Origin of the sequence: Streptomyces sp. CBMA123, assembly GCF_014596465.1 — a bacterium.
GTDB lineage: Bacteria > Actinomycetota > Actinomycetes > Streptomycetales > Streptomycetaceae > Kitasatospora.
The window spans coordinates 1-18,073 of sequence record NZ_MECK01000098.1; the positions used below are offsets into that span (position 1 = coordinate 1).

At 71.4% G+C, this 18,073-nt stretch carries 19 protein-coding genes and 1 pseudogene; 5 read left to right on the top strand and 15 right to left on the bottom strand.

Annotated features, from left to right (window positions below; genetic code table 11):
* Together BG452_RS13930 and BG452_RS13935 are read right to left on the bottom strand one after the other, a co-directional pair.
* A pseudogene (locus BG452_RS13930) lies at positions 1–268 on the bottom strand (M56 family peptidase); the annotation flags it as partial.
* Positions 268–678: a BlaI/MecI/CopY family transcriptional regulator gene (locus BG452_RS13935; protein WP_188304587.1), complete on the bottom strand. Its 411-nt coding sequence runs from the start codon at positions 676–678 to the stop codon at positions 268–270. The pseudogene BG452_RS13930 and the gene BG452_RS13935, both read right to left, overlap by 1 nt.
* Positions 679–792: 114 nt before the next feature.
* Between BG452_RS13935 and BG452_RS13940 the strand changes: the two genes are divergently transcribed.
* The 3 genes from BG452_RS13940 to BG452_RS13950 all read left to right on the top strand — a co-directional run bounded on the left by BG452_RS13940 (position 793) and on the right by BG452_RS13950 (position 2,790).
* Positions 793–1,461 (top strand): DedA family protein, encoded by a 669-nt coding sequence (locus BG452_RS13940; RefSeq protein ID WP_188304588.1) that lies wholly within the window; start codon positions 793–795, stop codon positions 1,459–1,461.
* Positions 1,461–2,123, top strand: coding sequence for a phosphatase PAP2 family protein (locus BG452_RS13945; protein ID WP_188304589.1), 663 nt, complete (start codon positions 1,461–1,463; stop codon positions 2,121–2,123). The genes BG452_RS13940 and BG452_RS13945 overlap by 1 nt, the downstream gene beginning before the upstream one ends.
* Positions 2,124–2,274: 151 nt before the next feature.
* Positions 2,275–2,790, top strand: coding sequence for a pyridoxamine 5'-phosphate oxidase family protein (locus BG452_RS13950; protein ID WP_188304590.1), 516 nt, complete (start codon positions 2,275–2,277; stop codon positions 2,788–2,790).
* A 96-nt stretch (positions 2,791–2,886) separates the two neighbouring features.
* Here BG452_RS13950 and BG452_RS13955 read toward each other — a convergent pair whose 3' ends face one another.
* The 11 genes from BG452_RS13955 to BG452_RS14005 all read right to left on the bottom strand — a co-directional run bounded on the left by BG452_RS13955 (position 2,887) and on the right by BG452_RS14005 (position 10,509).
* Entirely contained in the window at positions 2,887–3,198 is a 312-nt protein-coding gene (locus BG452_RS13955) for a hypothetical protein (protein WP_188304591.1), read from the bottom strand.
* Positions 3,199–3,247: 49 nt separating this feature from the next.
* Positions 3,248–3,715, bottom strand: coding sequence for a hypothetical protein (locus tag BG452_RS13960; protein WP_188304592.1), 468 nt, complete (start codon positions 3,713–3,715; stop codon positions 3,248–3,250).
* Between the two features lie 22 nt (positions 3,716–3,737).
* Positions 3,738–4,142 carry a hypothetical protein gene (locus BG452_RS13965; protein WP_188304593.1) on the bottom strand — a complete coding sequence of 135 codons (405 nt, stop codon included), beginning with the start codon at positions 4,140–4,142 and terminating at the stop codon, positions 3,738–3,740.
* A gap of 30 nt (positions 4,143–4,172) precedes the next feature.
* Entirely contained in the window at positions 4,173–4,505 is a 333-nt protein-coding gene (locus tag BG452_RS13970; protein WP_188304594.1) for a WXG100 family type VII secretion target, read from the bottom strand.
* A 169-nt stretch (positions 4,506–4,674) separates the two neighbouring features.
* Positions 4,675–5,166 (bottom strand): hypothetical protein, encoded by a 492-nt coding sequence (locus BG452_RS13975; RefSeq protein ID WP_188304595.1) that lies wholly within the window; start codon positions 5,164–5,166, stop codon positions 4,675–4,677.
* Between the two features lie 88 nt (positions 5,167–5,254).
* Positions 5,255–5,575: a DMT family transporter gene (locus BG452_RS13980; RefSeq protein ID WP_188304596.1), complete on the bottom strand. Its 321-nt coding sequence runs from the start codon at positions 5,573–5,575 to the stop codon at positions 5,255–5,257.
* Between the two features lie 7 nt (positions 5,576–5,582).
* Entirely contained in the window at positions 5,583–6,317 is a 735-nt protein-coding gene (locus BG452_RS13985) for an HAD family hydrolase (protein WP_188304597.1), read from the bottom strand.
* Positions 6,318–6,380: 63 nt separating this feature from the next.
* Positions 6,381–7,466, bottom strand: a complete 1,086-nt coding sequence (locus BG452_RS13990) for an ABC transporter ATP-binding protein (protein WP_188304598.1) — start codon at positions 7,464–7,466, stop codon at positions 6,381–6,383.
* Between the two features lie 35 nt (positions 7,467–7,501).
* Positions 7,502–8,311 (bottom strand): ABC transporter permease, encoded by an 810-nt coding sequence (locus tag BG452_RS13995; protein WP_411292946.1) that lies wholly within the window; start codon positions 8,309–8,311, stop codon positions 7,502–7,504.
* Positions 8,311–9,333 carry an ABC transporter permease gene (locus tag BG452_RS14000; protein ID WP_188304599.1) on the bottom strand — a complete coding sequence of 341 codons (1,023 nt, stop codon included), beginning with the start codon at positions 9,331–9,333 and terminating at the stop codon, positions 8,311–8,313. The genes BG452_RS13995 and BG452_RS14000 overlap by 1 nt, the downstream gene beginning before the upstream one ends.
* Before the next feature lie 6 nt (positions 9,334–9,339).
* Complete coding sequence (locus tag BG452_RS14005; RefSeq protein WP_188304600.1) at positions 9,340–10,509, bottom strand: ABC transporter substrate-binding protein; 1,170 nt, start codon at positions 10,507–10,509, stop codon at positions 9,340–9,342.
* A gap of 386 nt (positions 10,510–10,895) precedes the next feature.
* On the opposite strand from BG452_RS14005, the gene BG452_RS14010 reads away from it, so the two are divergent.
* Positions 10,896–11,675 carry a GntR family transcriptional regulator gene (locus tag BG452_RS14010; protein WP_317621030.1) on the top strand — a complete coding sequence of 260 codons (780 nt, stop codon included), beginning with the start codon at positions 10,896–10,898 and terminating at the stop codon, positions 11,673–11,675.
* Between the two features lie 95 nt (positions 11,676–11,770).
* Here the strand turns inward: BG452_RS14010 and BG452_RS14015 are convergent, their stop codons facing one another.
* Positions 11,771–13,369, bottom strand: a complete 1,599-nt coding sequence (locus tag BG452_RS14015) for a TauD/TfdA family dioxygenase (protein ID WP_317621031.1) — start codon at positions 13,367–13,369, stop codon at positions 11,771–11,773.
* 570 nt (positions 13,370–13,939) lie between these two features.
* Between BG452_RS14015 and BG452_RS14020 the strand changes: the two genes are divergently transcribed.
* Positions 13,940–15,580 carry an APC family permease gene (locus tag BG452_RS14020; RefSeq protein ID WP_188304602.1) on the top strand — a complete coding sequence of 547 codons (1,641 nt, stop codon included), beginning with the start codon at positions 13,940–13,942 and terminating at the stop codon, positions 15,578–15,580.
* Positions 15,581–15,645: 65 nt separating this feature from the next.
* Here BG452_RS14020 and BG452_RS14025 read toward each other — a convergent pair whose 3' ends face one another.
* On the bottom strand, positions 15,646–17,754 hold the full coding sequence (locus BG452_RS14025) for a transglycosylase domain-containing protein (RefSeq protein WP_317621032.1): 2,109 nt from the start codon (positions 17,752–17,754) through the stop codon (positions 15,646–15,648).
* Positions 17,755–18,073 lie beyond the last annotated feature (319 nt).

Consider the following 18,073-nt stretch of genomic DNA (forward strand, 5'->3'; position numbering starts at 1 on the left):
GGCCGGCCACCGCGGCGGCGGGCGGGGCGCTGGGCGCGGCGGCGGTGAGCCAGGGCAGCGAGAGGTGGCCGAGGGCGGCGACCGGGGGCAGCTGGAGCAGCCCGGCGGCGGCGAGCAGTCCGAGCGAGCAGAGGGTGCCGCCGGCCAGGACGGTGGCGGTGCCGGCCAGCAGCCAGGCGGCGGCCCGGGGCGTCAGCGCCTCGGCGAGGCGGCGGGCCAGCGGGACGGTCAGGAAGGGCAGCAGCAGGGGCGCCCAGACGGCGAGCATCACGGTGCCGCCGCCGTTCCCGGACCGCTGGGGCCGCCGTCGCCTCCGTCGCCGAGCAGTGCGCGCAGCAGTTGCTCGTCCTCGGCGGAGAGGTCGGAGACGAAGCGGGCGAGCACGGTGGAGCGGTCGGCCTCGCGGCCCAGCTCGGTGTGCATCCGCCGGGCGGCGAGGCCCGCGGTGTCCTGGACGGTCGGGGTGTAGGCGTAGGCCCGGCCGGCCCGGGTGCGTTCGACCGTCCCCTTGTCGTGCAGTCGGGCCAGGATCGTCGCGATGGTGGTGCGGGCGAGGTCCCGGCCGAGCGCCGTCTGGACGTCCTGCGGCGTCATCGGCTGCCGGGCCGACCAGAGGGCGGCCAGCACCTCGGCCTCCAGCTCCCCGGCGGGCCGGCGGGCGGACGGTACGTCGGACATGGCGGCGCTTCCTCCAGGTATCGTCTACAGTCATGTAGACCGTCTACGTCACTGTAGACGGTCGGGGCGGGTTCCGGGTGAACCGCCCTCCAACGTACGGGAGGTCCGCAAGCCTTGCTCCAGTTCCTTGCCGATCCTGCGTCCCAGCTCGCGGTGAACCCGCTGGACGCGTCCTCGCTGCTCGCCGCCTTCGGCGCGCTCGGCATCGCCGCGGTGCTGTTCGCCGAGACCGGCCTGCTGGTGGGCTTCTTCCTGCCCGGCGACTCGCTGCTGTTCACCGCGGGCCTGCTCTGCGTGCCCGGCGCCACCAAGGGCCCGCAGCTGCACCTGTGGCAGGTGCTGCCCGCCGCCCTGGTCGGCGCGCTGGTCGGGGCCCAGGTCGGCTATCTGATCGGCCGCCGCGGCGGGCGGGCGCTGCTCGCCCGCACCGAGCGCAAGAGCCTGCTGGAGGGCGTGGCGCGGGCCGAGGAACTGCTGGCCAAGTACGGACACGGCAAGGCGATCGTGCTGGCCCGGTTCATCCCGGTGGTCCGTACGGTGCTGAATCCGCTCTGCGGCGTACTCGAAGTGCCGGTCCGCTCGTTCACCCTCTGGCAGGTGGCGGGCGGCGTGGTCTGGACGGTCGGCGTGGTGCTGGCCGGGTACGGGCTCGGATCCTCGATCCCCGGGATCGACCAGTATCTGCTGCCGATCATCGGTCTGGTAGTAGTTGTCTCCGTGCTCCCCATTGTTCTTGAACTGTTCCGCGCCCGTAAGGCGCGCCGTCACGGAGGTGACGTGTGATGTCCTCTCGGGCCCTCGCCGTGTACGACGGCAGCGGGATCGATGGCAGCCTGTACACCCGCGTCAACGGGTGGGCGCAGTCGGCCCCGCACTGGCTGGACGACGTGATCAAGGTCTGGTCCGCGATCGGCCTCGGGCTGTTCGCGCTGTTCATGCTCTACGCCTGGTGGCGGGCGCGCGGCGCCGACTCCGCGGTGATGGCCAAGGTGCTCGCCTCCCCGGTGATCGTGGTCGTCGCGTACGGCATCAACTCGGTGCTCAAGGGCATGGTCGAAGAGCTCCGGCCCTGCGCGCAGATCCACGGCAGCGTCCCGCTGGAGACCTGCCCGGCCGCCGGGGACTGGTCCTTCCCGAGCAACCACTCGGTGATCGCCTTCGCCGCCGCGATCTCGCTCTGGTTCGTCAGCCGCCGGCTCGGCGCCGTCGCCACCGTCTTCGCCGTACTGATGGCCGCCTCCCGGGTCTGGGTCGGCGTGCACTACCCGCACGACGTCGCGGTCGGTGCCCTCGTCGGCATCCTGGTCGCGCTGGTGCTGGCGCCGCTCGCCGGCCGCTGCGGGCCGCTGGTCGACAAGCTGCGCTCCGGCGCGCTGCGCCCGCTGCTCGGCCCCGGCACGCCGCCGGTGGTGACCCGCGGGTACGCCTCGCACCGGGCCCAGTAGTACCGATTTCGTGAGGCGCCCGCCCCTTGTCCGGTTTCGGACGACGGGTGGAGCATGTGAGCCGGGCGTGCGGCCCCCGACCGGGGGCGGCCGCCCGGCTCAGTCGTGCCCGGGGCGCGAAGGCACCGGGCGCCAGCGGAGGGAGTGCCGAATGCCGTACCGACTCGACATCACGCAGGGGGACTGGCCGGGCGACCTGCTGCACAAGGGCGTCGAAGGCCTGCTCGCCGAAGCCATGGTGCTCACCCTCGCCACCGCCGGCCACGAACACGGGCCGCACGCCAACCTGGCCTTCTTCGCCTACGACGAGGACCTCGTCCTGTACTTCGTCAGCGAACGCTCCACCCGGCACAGCCACCACCTCGCCGAGGAGGCCCGGGCCGCCGCCACCGTCTTCCTGCCACCGCCGGCCTTCGGCGAGCAACTGCGCGGACTCCAGCTGACCGGCAGCGCCGGCGAGGCCTGGGGGCGGCAGGCGGAGGCCGCCCTCACGGCCTACCAGGGGCGCTACCCGGCCTTCGCCCAGGACGAGGACACCCGGCGGCAGTACCTCACCGGTGGCGGGGCGGCGGCGCTGTACCGGTTCCAGGTCGAGGACCTGACGGCGGTCGACGAGCCCAACTTCGGGCGGCGCAACTACCTGCGGGCGCGGGTGGTGCGGGGGTAGTCGACCCGCCTCCCGCTGAGGGCCGGCGCCGGAACGGGACCCGGCGCAGGCGGCCGTTGCGGACCACCGCCACGCCGAGGCCCGCGACGGCCGCCATCAGGAGGGCGTCCAGGGCCCCGGCGATCGCAAGGTCCTTCGAGAAGTCGACGTCGTCCGGGGCCGACGCGGCCGCGACACCTCCGGGTCGTAGCGGATCAGCACCCGGTCGCCGACCGCGTGCGCGTGGGGGCTCCCGTACACCGTGCCGTTGGGGATCGGCAGGCCCAGCTCGCCGACCAGGTCGTACGTCGAGTTCGGGCGCTTGTCGTCCGGGTGGTCGTGCACCTGCGAGACCCAGGCGGTGACGGTGACCCCGCGCGCGTTCAGGACCACCGCGTCCCGGGCCGAGAGCACGGCCCCGAACGCCATGAGCCACAGGCCCACGCCGACCGCCGCCAGCCAGCAGCACCGCTGTGCGTCAGAATGTCGGCGCGTCGAGCTTCAGCCAGTCCGCCAGTTTGCCTCGGCTCATGCTCACGGCGGGATCGATGTCGATCATTCCGGTGCCGTCGAGAGTGAAGCCACCGCCGTTCTCGAAGAGGGAGACAATGGGCTCAAAAGGGTCCGGCAGCTGGAGCGTGACGTGACCGGATTCCTGGAGGGCGGCGAAGTGCAGGGCCCCCACGCAGCTCTGCTGCACGGCCGTGCTCTGCAGGGCGCAGCTCTCCGAGACTTGTTCGACCAGGTCGGGGTCGGCACGAACGGACGGGTCGATCAGGACTGCCACGTCGAAGAAGGGCCACCTGTCCGAACCCAGCTGGTGGGCCCACAGCGCCGAACGCCGGAGGAACTCCTTCATGAGTGAGATGCGTAGCCGGGGGTCCGTCTCCGCAGGGTCCCAGTCGACCTTCGTCAGCCGGTCGGCCAGGGCGTGCGTACTGTTCACGGTTCATTCCTCTGCGCGAGAATCAGGGCTGCAATTCGTCAAGGACGACGAGGGTGCCGCCGACGATCGCGGCCTCCTCCTCCAGCTTCTTGATCGCCTTGTCGACTTCGTGGGCGAAGTCGCGCAGCGCCTTGGCGAGGCTGCGGCAGGCGTCGGCGGTCTCGGGTAGCCAGCCCTTGCCCTTGCCCGCGCTGTCCTTGCCCCCGTAGTACCGGCCCCAGAACGTGCCGAAGGCGTCGATGGCGGGGCCGTGGTTGCCGGCGGCGACGGCGGCGGCGGCCTGGTTGGTGGGCACGGTGACGTGGTCGATCGCGGTGGCCATCGCGTCCCAGGCGTCCGCGGCCTTGCGGAGCTTGTCGGGGTCGGCGTCGGGCCACCACATGCCGGTGACCTTCTGGACGGCCTTCGCGACCGCGGACTCACCCACGGGCCGCCCCTGCGTCAGGGCTGCGGCGGGTCATGGCAGCAGGTTCCGCTTGGCGTGGTCGTCGGCGCCGGTGTGGTTGTCGGCGTGGGCTTGCAGGCCTGTGGCGATGCTGCCGAGTCCGGTGACCAGGACGTCGAGAGCGGAGAGCACGTGGTCGTGCGGGCCGTTGTAGGCAGCCGCGAACTCGTTGCCCTGCTTGTCGCCGCCCCACGGGCTGCCGGCCTCGGTGAGGCTCTTCCTGAGCTTGTCGAGCGCCTCCTTGAGCGCCTTGCTCTGGTTCTCGAAGGTCGGCGCGGCGTCCTTCAGGTCCCCCGGCCGGAGCTTGAACTCCGGGCCGCCGGCTTTCGCCGCGTCATCTCCCATGGCGTCATCCCCCCGTTCCGTCGGTGCGTCAAAAGGCCGAGGTGGGAGACGTGCGACGGAAGCGGCGGGGTTGCGGGCGGCGTGGGTGACGGGTGTCACGCTTCACGGCGGGGGTGCCGGGACCGGCCGGGCGGGACTCCGGCCGGTGCGCTGGTGTCGCCGTGGTGGGTCAGCGGCGCCAGAAGCCGCGCTTCTTGGGGGCGGTGAGCTCGATGACGGCGGCGATGAAGAGGTCGGCGGTGGGGGCGGGGCCCTGGCCGTGGTTGAGGTGGTTCTGGGTGGTCCATTCGCCGAGGACGGTGCCGGGGGTGCCGTCGAAGGGGTTGATCGCGTGTTCCAGGGTGAGGTAGCGGACGGCGTCGGCACCCTTGGGCAGGACGGAGGCGCAGAAGTACGCCTCGGTGGTGCCGACCGGGGTGGGCAGGGTGACCAGGAGCAGGCGGTGGCCGTCGACTTCGACGTGGCGGCAGTCGAGGCCGTGGCTGGGCAGCCGGTCCTCGGGTGGGAGGGTTTCGCCGAGGCTGTCCCAGAGCTTGGTGAAGGCGGGCACCAGGCTGCCGCCGTTGGGGGCCGGACTGGTCATCTGCGGGCCGAACTGCAGGAGGTGGCGCGAGAGTTCGCGGTGCACGAAGCGGTAGTGGTGCGGCCTGGGGTTCGTCATGGGGAACACCGTAGCGAACGGGCCGGAGCGGTGGCGCCGGTGTGTCCGACGTTCCGCTCCGGCCCGGGGCAAGAGAACTGACTGGTCGTCAGTGGCCGCCTTTGAGGTTGAGCACGATCACCCCGACGATCACCAGGGCGAGTCCGAGCCACTGCAGTCGCCCGAGCGACTCGCCGAAGGCGACCACGCCTATCCCGGCGACGGCCGCCGTGCCGGCTCCGGACCAGACCGCGTAAGCGACCGAGACCGGGATGTGCTTGAGTGCGCGGCCGAGCAGGTAGAAGGACAGCGCGTAGCCGATCCCGACTCCGAGGCTGGGCCAGAGGCGGGTGAATCCCTCGGTGAGTTTGAGGCAGCTGGTGGCGCAGACCTCGCTCAGGATGGCGAGGGTGAGCAGAACGTAGGGCATGTCGCTGTCAAACGGCCGGGGCGGTGCAGAGCTTCCCGAGCAGCGCGGGGTCGACCTGCTCCAGGCTGTCCAGCAGGGTGATCCGGTCGCCCTCGGGCATCGGGACGGCGGCGGACGGCACGGCGAGCACCGCGCAGCCGGCCGCGGCGGCGGAGGTGACCCCGGTCGGGGTGTCCTCGACGGCCACGCAGGCGGCCGGATCGAGGCCGAGCCGCTCGGCGGCGGCCAGGTAAGGGTCCGGCGCGGGCTTGGTGCGGGGGGTGTCCTCGGCGGCCAGGGTGACGGCGAACCAGTCGCGGCCGATGGACGACAGGACGAGGTCCACCACCAGGCGCGGGGAGGCGGAGACCAGCGCGGTGGGCACCCGGGCCTCGCGCAGCGCGGCCAGCAGGGCGAGCGCGCCGGGGCGGGGCACCGTCTCGGCGGCGACCTTGGCGGCGAAGGACTCGCCCAGCCGGGCGGCGAGTTCGGCCTCGGGGCGGCTGGTGCCGCTGACCTGGTGCAGGTGGGCGGCGGTGTGCTCGACGGCCTGGCCGAGCACCTCGGGGGCGTCCTGGTCGGTGAGCGGGTGGTCCAGCTCTTCGGCGAGTTCGGCGGCGGCCTTCCACCAGAGCTGCTCGGTGTCGACCAGGGTGCCGTCCATGTCGAACAGGACGGCGGCGGGGAGCGCGGACTCGGGGAGTACGGATTCGGACCGGACGGGTTCTGACCGGACGGATTCGGACGGGACGGATTCAGGCATGGCGGTACCTTCGGTGGTTCTTCGGCGGGTGCAGAGGCGGTACGAGAATCCCAGACGGGCTTCTCAGGCGGCGCGGCGGTCCACCAGTACCGGGCGCTCCGGCAGCGTGAGCTCGGCGCGCGAGCCGGCCGGGAGGGCGGCGGCGGCCTCGGTGGGCAGGTCGGCCTTGACCTCGGTGCCGTCGTCCAGGCGGACGGTGAGCCGGGTGACGGCGCCCAGGAAGGACGCGGTGATGACCAGCGCCGGGCCGTTCTCGGCCGGGGTGAGGATGACGTTCTCCGGGCGGACCAGCACCTGCAGTTCGCCGTCGGCCGGGGCCTCGCCGTCCACCGCGTGCCGGCGGCCGAGCACCTCGACGCCGTCCGAGGTGCGGGTGCAGGGGATGCGGCTCATGGTGCCGACGAACTCGGCGACGAAGGCGGTGGCCGGCCGGCCGTACAGCTCGGACGGGGTGGCGCACTGCTCCAGCTTCCCGGCCCGCAGCACGGCGACCCGGTCGGCCATGGACAGCGCCTCCTCCTGGTCGTGGGTGACGAACAGGGTGGTGATGCCCAGTTCCTGCTGGAGGCGGCGGATCTCCTCGCGCAGCTGGAGGCGGACCTTGGCGTCCAGCGCGGACAGCGGCTCGTCGAGCAGCAGGACGCGCGGCTGGAGGGCGAGCGCGCGGGCGAGCGCGATGCGCTGCTGCTGGCCGCCGGACATCTGGTGCGGGTAGTGCTCGGCGCGGTGCGGCAGGCCGACCAGCTCCAGCAGTTCCTGGGCGCGCCTGCGGCGCTCGGCCTTGCCGGTGCCGCGCATCCGCAGCCCGAACGCGACGTTGTCCAGCGCCGTCAGGTGCGGGAAGAGGCTGTACGACTGGAACACCATGCCCGCGTCGCGCTTGTGGGCGGGGATCGAGGTGATGTCCTGGCCGTCGACCAGCACCTCGCCGGAGTCGTGCTGCTCGAAGCCGGCCAGGATGCGCAGCGCGGTGGTCTTGCCGCAGCCGGACGGGCCGAGCAGGGCGAGTAGTTCACCGGGGTGGACGGTCAGGTCCAGGCCGTCGAGGGCGGTGGTGGCGCCGAACGCGCGGCGCAGCGAGCGGAACTCGACGGTGGCGCTGCCGGGGGCGAGCGAGACGCCGTTCGCGAGGGCGGTGGCCGTGGTCATGGCTGGTAACTCCTGGAGAACAAAGGGGGGTTGGATCAGGACCGGGCGGCCTTGCGGCCACGGCCGACGGCGGACATCAGCAGCAGGACGAGCCAGACGATCAGCAGGCTGAGCATCGACACGGCGACGGACATCTGGCCGTCGCTCTTGCCGTTGGAGTTGATCCACACCGAGAAGGGGGTGAAGCCGAGGATGGAGGCGGTGGTGAACTCGCCGAGCACCAGGGCGACGGTGAGGACGGCGGCGTTCAGCAGCGAACTGCGCAGGTTCGGCAGGACGACGGTGAACACCGCGCGCAGCCAGCCGGCCCCGCAGTTGCGGGCGGCCTCGACCAGGGTGACCACGTCCACGCCGCGCAGTCCGCCGTCGATGGCCCGGTAGGCGAACGGCAGCGCCATCAGCACGTACGCGATGATCAGGACGATCGGGAAGTTCGGGTCCTGGATGGCCACGATGGTCTGGAAGAGCGGGGTGTCCTGGAGGTAGTCCGGGCCCCAGCGCAGCACGCCGATGATGCCGGTGGTGAGGGCGACGACCGGGACGACCAGCGGCATCGAGCACATGACCTCGATCACCGGGCGCAGCTTCGGCGCCCCGAGCCGGGCGGCGAGCACCGCCGGGACGAGCAGGAGCAGCAGCACCACCACGGTGACGGCGGCCAGTTCGAGGCTGAGCACCAGGCTGTCGGTGAAGCCGGGGGCGTTCAGCAACTGGGTGTAGGCCCGGAAGGTGGTGCCGCCCTTGTTGTCGTCGATGCTGAACCACAGCGAGGCGGCCATCGGCACCGCGAAGTAGATCCCGCAGATCAGCAGGACCAGGCCGCGGCCGAAACGGATGCGATCGATCAGGCGAGCCACTTGGCACTCCGGCGCTGAAGGGGCAGGTACACGGCCATCACCAGGCAGGCGACCACGATCATGTCGAGGCCGAGGGCGAGGGCGAGGTTGCCCTGGCCGACGAGCACGTTGCCGGACAGCGCGTCGCCGATCTGCATCGAGATCAGCGGCACCGAACTGCCCACCATGGCCTCGGCGGTGGCGTACGCGGCGAAGGAGGCGCCGAACAGCAGCACGAAGCCGCCGAGCAGCGAGGGCAGCAGGACGGGCAGCGCCACGTGCAGCCAGTACTGGAGTCCGGTGGCGCCGTTGTTGTACGCGGCCTCGCGCCACTGGGACTTGAGGCCCTCCAGGGCCGGCGTGATGGTGATGACCATCAGCGGGACGAGGAAGTACAGGTAGACCACGGACAGGCCGGTGAAGGTGTAGAGGTTCCAGCCGTGCTTGGTCAGGCCGAACTGGGTGGTGACCTCGCCGGCGTTGCCGAGGGTGGCGACGAACATGAAGGCCAGCGGCACGCCGCCGAAGTTGGCGAGCACGCCGGAGGCGGACATCACGGCCTCGCGGAAGGCGCGGAACCGGGAGGTCGCCACGGCCTGGGCCAGCGGCAGGCCGACCACGGTGGCGATCAGCGCGGTGAGCAGGGAGAGCTTCACGCTGCCCCACAGGGCCGTCCAGTAGGCGCCCTGGAGCGAGCCGGTGAGGTTGTCGGTGGTGAAGGTGCCGCCGCCGTCGGGGGCGTCCGTGGAGGTCGTGAACGCGCCGATGGCGATGGCGACGGCCGGCAGGCCGAAGCCGATCACGAAGAAGAGGATCAGGGGGAGGGCGGCGAGCCAGGCGCGGCTGCCGCCGACCCGGCGCTTGGCCGGGTTCTCGGCCGGGTTCGCGGCCGGGCGGGGGGCCTGGGCGGCCGTCGCGGTGGCGACGTCGGCCGGGCCGGTGGTGGGGGAGGCGGTGACGGGGCCGGGGGCGCCCCCGCCGCGCTGGGCGGCGGAGGCGTTGGCCGGCACCGGGGTGGGAGCCGTGGTCATCTCAGGTCAGCCCGCGATCGCCTTGGCCCAGTTCTCGGTCACGGTCTTCTTGGCCGTGTCCGTCTGGTCCTGGGTCGGGAAGGTGGTGAAGGGCTTCTCGACGGTCGGCAGCTTGGCGGCGGCCGTCGCGTCCAGGGTGCCGGCGGTCTTCATGGCGTCGAACAGGGCGGGGGTGGCGTAGCCGCCGAGGAAGCCGTTCTGGCCCTGGGTGCTGTAGAGGTACTCCTCCCACAGGCGCGCGGCGGCCGGGTGCGGGGCGTCCTTGTTGATCGCCTGGTTGTAGTACTGGGCGTAGGAGCCGTCCGAGGGGATGGCCACCTGCCAGTCGATGCCCTTGTCCTTGAACTTGTCGCTGTAGCCGGCGTTCAGGTACGACCAGTCGATGCTGATCGGGGTCTCGCCCTTCTCGATGGTCGCCGGGGTGACCTCGACCGGGTTGAAGTTGCCGGCCTGCTTGACCTTGCCGAAGAAGTCGATGCCGGGCTGGATGTTGTCCAGCGAGCCGCCGTTGGCGAGCGCGGCCGCGTAGACGGCGCCGAAGGCGGCACCGGCCTTGGTCGGGTTGCCGTTCAGGGCGACCATGCCCTTGTAGTCGGGCTTCAGCAGGTCGGCGAAGGTCTTCGGGCAGACGGACACCTTCTTGGCGTCGCAGCCGATCGACATGTAGCCGCCGTAGTCGTTGTAGCTCAGACCGTTGGCGTCCTTCATGGTGGCCGGGATCTTGTCGAAGTCGGTCACCTTGTAGGGGGCCAGCAGGCCCTGCTTGCCGGCGCTGATGGCGAACGCGGAGCCGAGGTCGACGACGTCGGGGGCGCGGTCCTGGCCCTTGCGGGAGGTGACCGCGTTGATCTCGTCCTGGCTGGAGCCGTCCGGGTTCTCGTCCTCGATGTCGATGCCGTACTTCGCCTTGAAGTCGTCCATCAGCTTGCCGTAGTTCGCCCAGTCGCGCGGCAGGGTGATGACGTGCAGCTTGCCTTCCTTCTTGGCGGCGGCGACCAGGGCGTCCATGCCGCCGAAGTCGGCGACCGAGGTGGCGGTCTTGGCGCTCTTGCCGCCCGCGGCGTCGCTGCCGGACTTCGCGGAGGAGGAGCCGGCGGAACCGCAGGCGGTGAGCGACAGCGCGGCGGCGGTCAGGACGGCCGCGAAGGCGGCGGAGCGGGCACGGTGCACGGACACGGGTCAGTCTCCTGATCGGGTGTACTGCGAGGGGGTGCTGCACGGGAGGGGGTGTCTGATCTGATCGGGGGATCGATCGTGCGAGTGGCCGTGGCGCGGATTCGTCCGGCGTCCGTCGAGGTTCCTTGCTGCATTCGTCCGGTATCCGTTCGGAACCGTCCGAGTTGACTAGCCAACTTCGCTGACGGAGGTAAGTAACCCGGAGTTCGGTGACGGGAAGGTGAACGGCCGGCCCAGAACCGGGGTCGGCTGCGGGAACGGTGGAATCCGGCCATCGGAGCGTGATCCGTTCGGTGCGATGCTCGAATCGCGCAGCGGGATAGGGTCGGGCTGTCCGCGCCGGCACGGCTGCGCAGGACACCGCCCCAGGAGGGACATTGACTGACGTGGCAGTAGAGCCCGGGCGCCCCGTGGAGCGCGAGACCGGAGCTCTGTACCGCAGGGTGGCCGCCGATCTGCGCGAGGCCATCACCACCGGCGCGTTCGGCGAAGCGGGCCGGCTGCCCGCCGAAGGCACGCTGGCCGAGCAGTACGGGGTCTCCCGCGGCACCGTCCGCCAGGCACTCGCCGTACTGCGCTCGGACGGGCTGGTCACCTCCCGCCGCGGCACCCGGCGGGTGGTGCTCGGCGGCGCCCGGGTGCAGAGCTTCTCCGAACTGCTCAGCTTCACGCACTGGGCGTACTCGATGGGCGAGGAGCCCGGCGGCATCCTGGACTCCCTGGTGCGCCGCCCGGCCGACGCCGCCGAGCGCGAGCAACTGCGCCTGGAGCCGGGCGCCGAGGTGTACGTCACCGTCCGGCTGCGCACCCTGTCCGGCACACCGGTGATGGTCGAGCGCACCATCTACCCGCCGCGGGTCGGCGAGATCGTCGCCGAGCTGCCGCCGGACGTCGTCTCGCACACCGAGGTGCTGCGCGAGCACGGCATCCTGTTCACCGACGCCGACCACACCATCGACATCGTCGCCGCCAACGCGGAGGACGCCCGGCTGCTCGGCTGCCGCCGGGGCGGCCCGCTGCTGCGCGAGCGGCGGCGGACCACCGACCCGACCGGCACCCCGGTGGAGTGGTCCCAGGACCGCTACCTGCCCGGCACGGTGGCCTTCAGTGTGCACAACTCGCTGGCCACGTCGGCGCTTTCGCGGCACGCCCGGGAGCTGGACTGAACTCCCGGGCGGGCCTGGCCTCTTGGCGGGTCCGCGCTTCAGTACCTCAGTACCTCAGTACCTCAGGGCATCAGTTGCATCAGGGCATCGGTGCTTCAGCGCATGAGTGAGGCGAGCAGCGGGCGGTAGTGGTCGAAGTCCGGGGTCTCCAGGCCGGGCTCCTTGGCCTGCTCGTCCCAGCGGCGGACGGACACCGCGTCGACGGCGCCCGGGAGCTCGGCGAAGGCGGCGGCTTCCGGGCCGCCCATCGGGCCGCCCTGGACGGTGAGGGTGTACTCGGAGGCCTCGGAGAGCTCGGCGCGGTAGCCGGGCTCGACGGCGCACAGGTAGCGCTTGGCGGCCACGTGCAGCCGGACCGGCTCGGTGACCTCCGGGCCGAACCAGCGGGCCAGCCGGTCGGCGCCGCTGTGGCTGTGGCGGTTGTCCTGCCCCCGCATCAGATCCCTTCCGTGCAGGGAACCCCGGCCGTGCTCGTCGAAGAAGTGCCCGACGTCGTGCAGCAGGGCGGCGGCGACCAGGTGGTCCGGCGCGCCGGCCGCCTCGGCGGCGGCCGCGGCCTGCAGCATGTGCTCGGCCATGGTGACCGCCTCGCCCAGGTACTCCCCGGCGCCCTCGCCCGCGAACAGCTCGGCCAGCTCGTCCAGGGCGGCGGTGCGGCGGTGCAGTACGGCGAGGGTGCCGGCGAGGGAGTCGACGTCCGCGTAGCAGCCCTGGAGGTGGCGGTGGCCGTCCTGCTGGAACGCCGTACGGGCGTGCAGCAGCCGGGTGTTGTCGAAGATCAGGCAGTCGCCGGGGGCCAGCCGGAAGGTGAGCTGGAGCTCGGGGCGCAGGGTGATCGCGGCGAGGCGGCGGTAGGCGGTGTAGAAGGCCTGGAGGGCTTCCGACGTCCTGCGCAGGGTGCCGATCGAGCGGTTGTTGAAGCGGACCTCGCGGATCCGGCCGAGCGGGTCGACCTCGATCAGCGGGCGGTCGGCGCGCAGTTCGGTGCGGCGGTCGCGGAAGACGAAGGGGACGGGCGTGCGGGTGAGGACGGCGAAGTCCTCGGGGGCCTCGTCCCGGAGGATCGCCGCCGCCCTGAAGCCGTCGACGAGGCCGGAGTCGCCGCCGGTGGCCGAGTTCTCCAGGCAGTGCAGCAGCTGGAGGGTGGGCACCGGGTCCCGGTACGGGTTGTCGGTGTGCGGGGCGATGGCCTTGTTCGTGAACGCTAGGTTGTTCGGGTCCGGCTCGACCCGGACGTCGAACAGCTCGCCGTAGTTGGTGACCCGCACGTAGCCGAAGCTCTCGGCCACCCGCAGCACCTGGCGCTCCACCGTCGGCACCCCGCGCAGCACGGCGAAGCCGCTGCGGCGGACGGCGGCGAGGACGGCGGCCTGCTCGGCGGGGTCGGTGAGGTAGCTCTGCCAGTCGGCCTCGGGGATGCCGCGGGCGAAGTCGGCGGCCGTCCAGAGCCGCTTGTCCTGCTCGGTGCGGCCGTCTCCGTCGGGCATTTCTTCGAGCCACGCCAGCGGGTAGCGGGAGCGGTGCCCGTCGGACCAGAGCACCTCCAGGTTGCCGTCGATCTCCTTGCTCGCGGCGACGGTGAGGTCCGGCGGCAGGTCGTCGATCCGGAACAGCTTCTGGCCGTTGCGCGGGTCCCGGCAGTCGGCGCAGGGGCAGTTGTCGCGCAGCCAGTAGGGCGGCGGTTGCTCGGTCACGGGGGTTCCTCCTCGGCGGTGCTCCCTGGTGAAGTTGTATAGCCAACTTCGTTCCGTGCGGGAGCTTGCCCGCCCCCGGTGAGTTCCGCGTGCCGGGCAGGTGAACGCCGCGGGAACTGTCCCGGGAGGGGTGGCCGAAAAAGAGCGGAGGTGGGCCTCGGCGGCGGCACGGGTGGAGAGGCGGCTGATCCGCTCCGAGGCGCCGCGCACGCGGAGGTCCCTGTGCTGGTCCGGATCCCACCGGCCCCAGCTCTCCGGGAGGAGGAAGTGCGGGCTGCGGGGATTGACCAGGCGGATCTCGTACGGCTTGCAGGGGAGGGCGGTCGTCATCGGGCGACCTCCGGGGTGCGGGCGATGGGCGGGTGGTCGTTCGGAGGGGCAACGCTCACCCGATTGCTCCGGAAGCCTCGTACGGGCGGGACCAGGCCCGGTGTCCTTCCTCGGCGTCGTGCCGTCGGTGGCGACCGTTTGGGTGAGGGTGCAGGTCGGAGGGTGTTTCGGGGGAGGCGACGAACACGCGCTGCGGCACTGTCGGGGTGGATTTTCCCCTGACACGAGAGGTGGCCGCGCATGGCTCACAGTACGAACACGAGTCCGCCCACCGCGGGGCACAGCGGGCTGAAACGGGAGGTCGGCCTCGCCGGGCTGCTGTGGGCCTCGGTCGGGGCGATCATCGGCTCGGGCTGGCTGTTCGGGGCGCAGAAGGCGGCGGTGGCGGCGGGGCCGGCCGCTCTGCTGTCCTGGGGGATCGGGGCGGTGGCGATCATCCTGCTGGCGCTGATCCACGCCGAGCTGGGCGGGCTGTTCCCGGTCGCGGGTGGCACGGCGCGGTATCCGCACTACGCCTTCGGCGGGTTCGCGGGGATGTCGTTCGGCTGGTTCACCTGGCTGCAGGCGGCGACCATCGCGCCGATCGAGGTGCAGGCGATGATCAACTACGCCCGGCACTGGACCTGGGCGGACGGCCTCCTCAACCAGGACCTGACGCTGACCGGTTCGGGATTCGTGGTCGCGGCCGTGCTGCTCGGAGTGTTCGTCGCGATCAACTTCCTCGGCGTCCGGCTGCTGGCGCACACCAACAGCGCGGCCACGGTGTGGAAGGTCGCCATTCCGATCCTGACCATCTTCGCCCTCGGGATCCAGGACTTCCACGGTTCCAACTTCACCGTGCACGGCTTCGCACCGGACGGGTCCAAGGGTGTGCTGGCGGCGATCAGCACCAGCGGGGTGATCTTCGCGCTGCTCGGCTTCGAGCAGGCCATCCAGTGGGCGGGGGAGAGCCGTAACCCCCGCCGGGACATCCCCCGGGCCGTCCTCGGGTCGGTGGCGATCGGCACGGTCATCTACGTGATGCTCCAGGTGGTGTTCATCGGCGCCCTGCCGCCGGAGACCTTCGCGGGCGGCTGGGCCAAGCTCGACTACCCCGGGATCAGCGGTCCGTTCGCGGGCCTCGCGACGCTGATCGGCCTGGGCTGGCTGGCCACCGTCCTGTTCATCGACGCGGTGATCTCGCCCGCCGGCACCGGGCTGGTCTACATCACCTCCAGCTCCCGGGTCACCTACGGCCTCAGCCGCAACGGCTACGCGCCGCCGGCCCTCCAGTACACCGACCGCAACTCGGTGCCCTGGCTCGGACTGATCATCGCCTGGGTCGCCGGGGTGGTCTGTTTCCTGCCGTTCCCGAGCTGGCAGAAGCTGGTCGGCTTCATCACCTCGGCCGTCGTGCTGATGTACGCGGGCGCCCCGCTGGCCTTCGGGGTGCTGCGCCGGCGGCTGCCCGGGATGGAGCGTTCGTACCACCTGCCCGGCGGCTCGGTCATCTCGCCGGTCGCCTTCGCGGTGGCGAGCCTGGTCATCTACTGGTCCGGCTGGGACACCCTGTGGCGGCTGGGCCTGGCGATCCTGATCGGGTACCTGCTGCTCGGCGGGTACTCCGCGTACGCCGCCTCCAAGGGGGTGCCGAACGCGCCGCGGATGGACTTCCGGGCGGGGCAGTGGCTGCCGGTCTACCTGGTCGGGATGGGCGTCGTCTCCTGGCAGGGCACCTTCGGGGTGGGCGCCCAGGGGAACCTGCCGCTGTGGTGGGACATCGCGGTGGTGGTGGTGTTCTCGCTCTTCATCTACTACTGGGCGATGGCGGTCGCGCTGCCGGCGGAGGAGATCGAGCGCAACATCCGCGGCGTCGAGGTGGTGGACGCGGGCGGGCACTGAACAGCGGCTCCGCACCCGGCACTCCGCCCCGTCGAGCACCGGCTCGACGGGGCGGAGCCATCTGGTCAGCGCTGCTGGTCGGAGGGCGCGTTGGCCGGCGGGTTGGTGCCGTTCCCGGTGCCGGTCGCGGTGCCGGTCGCGGTGCTGTTCGGGTTGGGCTTGGGGGCCGGGTCGGGGATGTCGGCCATCGGCAGGGACTGCTTGGGCGTGCCGCGCAGGGCCTGGTTCATGGCGTCCCGCCAGATCGGGCCGGGGCCGGTGGCGCCGAACACCTCGTCGAAGTGGGTCCCGTTGATGCGGATGTCGCGCATCTCGACGCCGCCCGCCGGGCCGCCCAGCCAGACGGAGGTGGCGAGTTGCGGGGTGTAGCCGCTGAACCAGGCGGCCTTCTTGTGGTCCGAGGTGCCGGTCTTGCCGGCGATCTGCCGGTTGCCCTCCAGGTTGAGATCGGAGCCGGTGCCGTCCACGGTCACGCCGTTCAGGATGGTGTTGATCGCCTGCGCCGTGTCGTCCGAGAACACCTTGTCGCAGTGGCCGGCCGGGACGGGCACGTCCTTGCCGGCCACGGTGGTGATCTTGTTGATGGCGACGAGGTCGCAGTGGTTGCCCTCGGCGGCGAAGGTCGCGTAGACGTTCGCCATGGTCAGCGGGCTCATCTCCTCGACGCCCAGGGCCATCGAGGGGACCTCCTCCAGGGGCTTGCCGCTGGCCTTGGACGTGATGCCGAACTTGTTGACCATCTGCTTGACCGCGCAGAGGCCGATCTCCTGCTCCATCTGCACGAAGTAGGTGTTGATGGAGTGCGCCATGGCCCCCTTGAGCTGGTAAGGGCCCTTCTCGTTCGGGGACTCGTTGGGCACCACCGTCTTGGGCCGGCCGTCGTTGCGCCAGGTCCCCTCGCAGGTCTTCATGGTCGGGTACTCCAGCTTGTTCGGCGCCGAGTACTCCTGGGTCGTCGGCAGGCCCGCCTCCAGGGCCGCCGCTGCCACGATCGGCTTGAACGTGGAGCCGGGCTGGAAGCCGGTGCCGCCGCCCATCGCCAGGTCGACGTTGAGGTTGACGACGGTCTGGTTCTTGGCCGTGTCCAGGCCGTAGGGGCGGGTCTGGGCCATCGCCAGGATCTTGCCGGTGCCGGGCTCGACCATGCTCGCGGCGGCGGAGACGGAGTCGGTGACCCTCACGTTGCTGTTCACCGCGTTCTGGGCGGCGGCCTGCTTGTCCGGGTCGAGGGTGGTGTAGATGTTCAGGCCGCCCTGGTCCCAGAAGCTCTTGCGGTCCTCGCTGCTCTTGCCGAAGGCCGGGTCCTGCTTGACGACGTGGCGGACGTAGTCGCAGAAGAAGCCCATGCCGGCCTTGGCGGTGATGCAGCCGTTCTGCGGGTCCTTGTACTTCAGACCCAGCGGGGCGGCCTTCGCCTCCTTCGCCTGGTCGGCGGTGATGTGCTTGTTCTCCAGCATCTTGTCGATGACGGTGTCCCGGCGCTTCTGGGCGGCCACCGGATGCAGCTTGGGGTCGTACTGGGTCGGGTTCTGGACCAGGCCGGCCAGCGTGGCGGCCTCGGCGACGGTCAGGTCCTTGTTGCTCTTGCTGAAGTAGCGCTGGGACGCGGCCTCCACGCCGTAGGCGCCGTTCCCGTAGTAGGTGATGTTGAGGTAGTTGGTGAGGATCTGGTCCTTGGGCAGGTCCTCCTCCAGCTTGATCGCGATCTTGAGTTCCTGGATCTTGCGGCCCAGGGTCTTGCGCTGCGCCTCCTTGACCGCGTCCTTGTCGTCGCCGGCCTTCTCCACGTTCACGTTCTTCACGTACTGCTGGGTCAGGGTGGAGGCGCCCTGGGCGGCGGTGCCGGTCTCCGCGTTCTTGCCGAGCGCGCGCACGATGCCCTTGAGGTCGACGGCGCCGTGCTCGTAGAACCGGGCGTCCTCGATGTCCACCTGGGCCTGGCGCATGAACGGCGACATCTGGTCCGCCGTGATGACGGTGCGGTCGCGCTCGTAGACCTTCGCGATCAGGCCGCCCTTGGCGTCGAAGATCTGGGTGGCCTGGGTGAGCGGCGGGGTCTTGAAGTCGCCGGGAATGTCCTCGAAGCTCTCCGCCGTGGCCTTGGCGGTCAGCCCGACGCCGCCGGCGACCGGCAGGACGAGGCCCGCCAGCAGTACACCGGACAGGACGCTCACACCGAGGAAGGTCGCACCGAAGCGGGCCAGCCGGAGCGGCTTGCCACGGGCCGGGCGGGGGTCCGCATCGTCGGCGGACGTCCGTATGGGAGGGCGATGTGATTCCACATCACGTTTGATGTCGTGAGTGTGGAGAAAGGTTGCACGCGGAGTGCCCGAGGGTGCTCCGCAAGGGCGTTATGGGGCGTTGCTTCCGTTTTTCCGGAGCACCGGGGCGGCGCTTCGCCCCGCCGGCCGGTGGCTCGGCGGGGCGGGCGGGCCGTCGGACTACGCTCCGACGGTCGCCGCCCAGGCGGCCTCGGCGGCGGCCAGCGCGGGG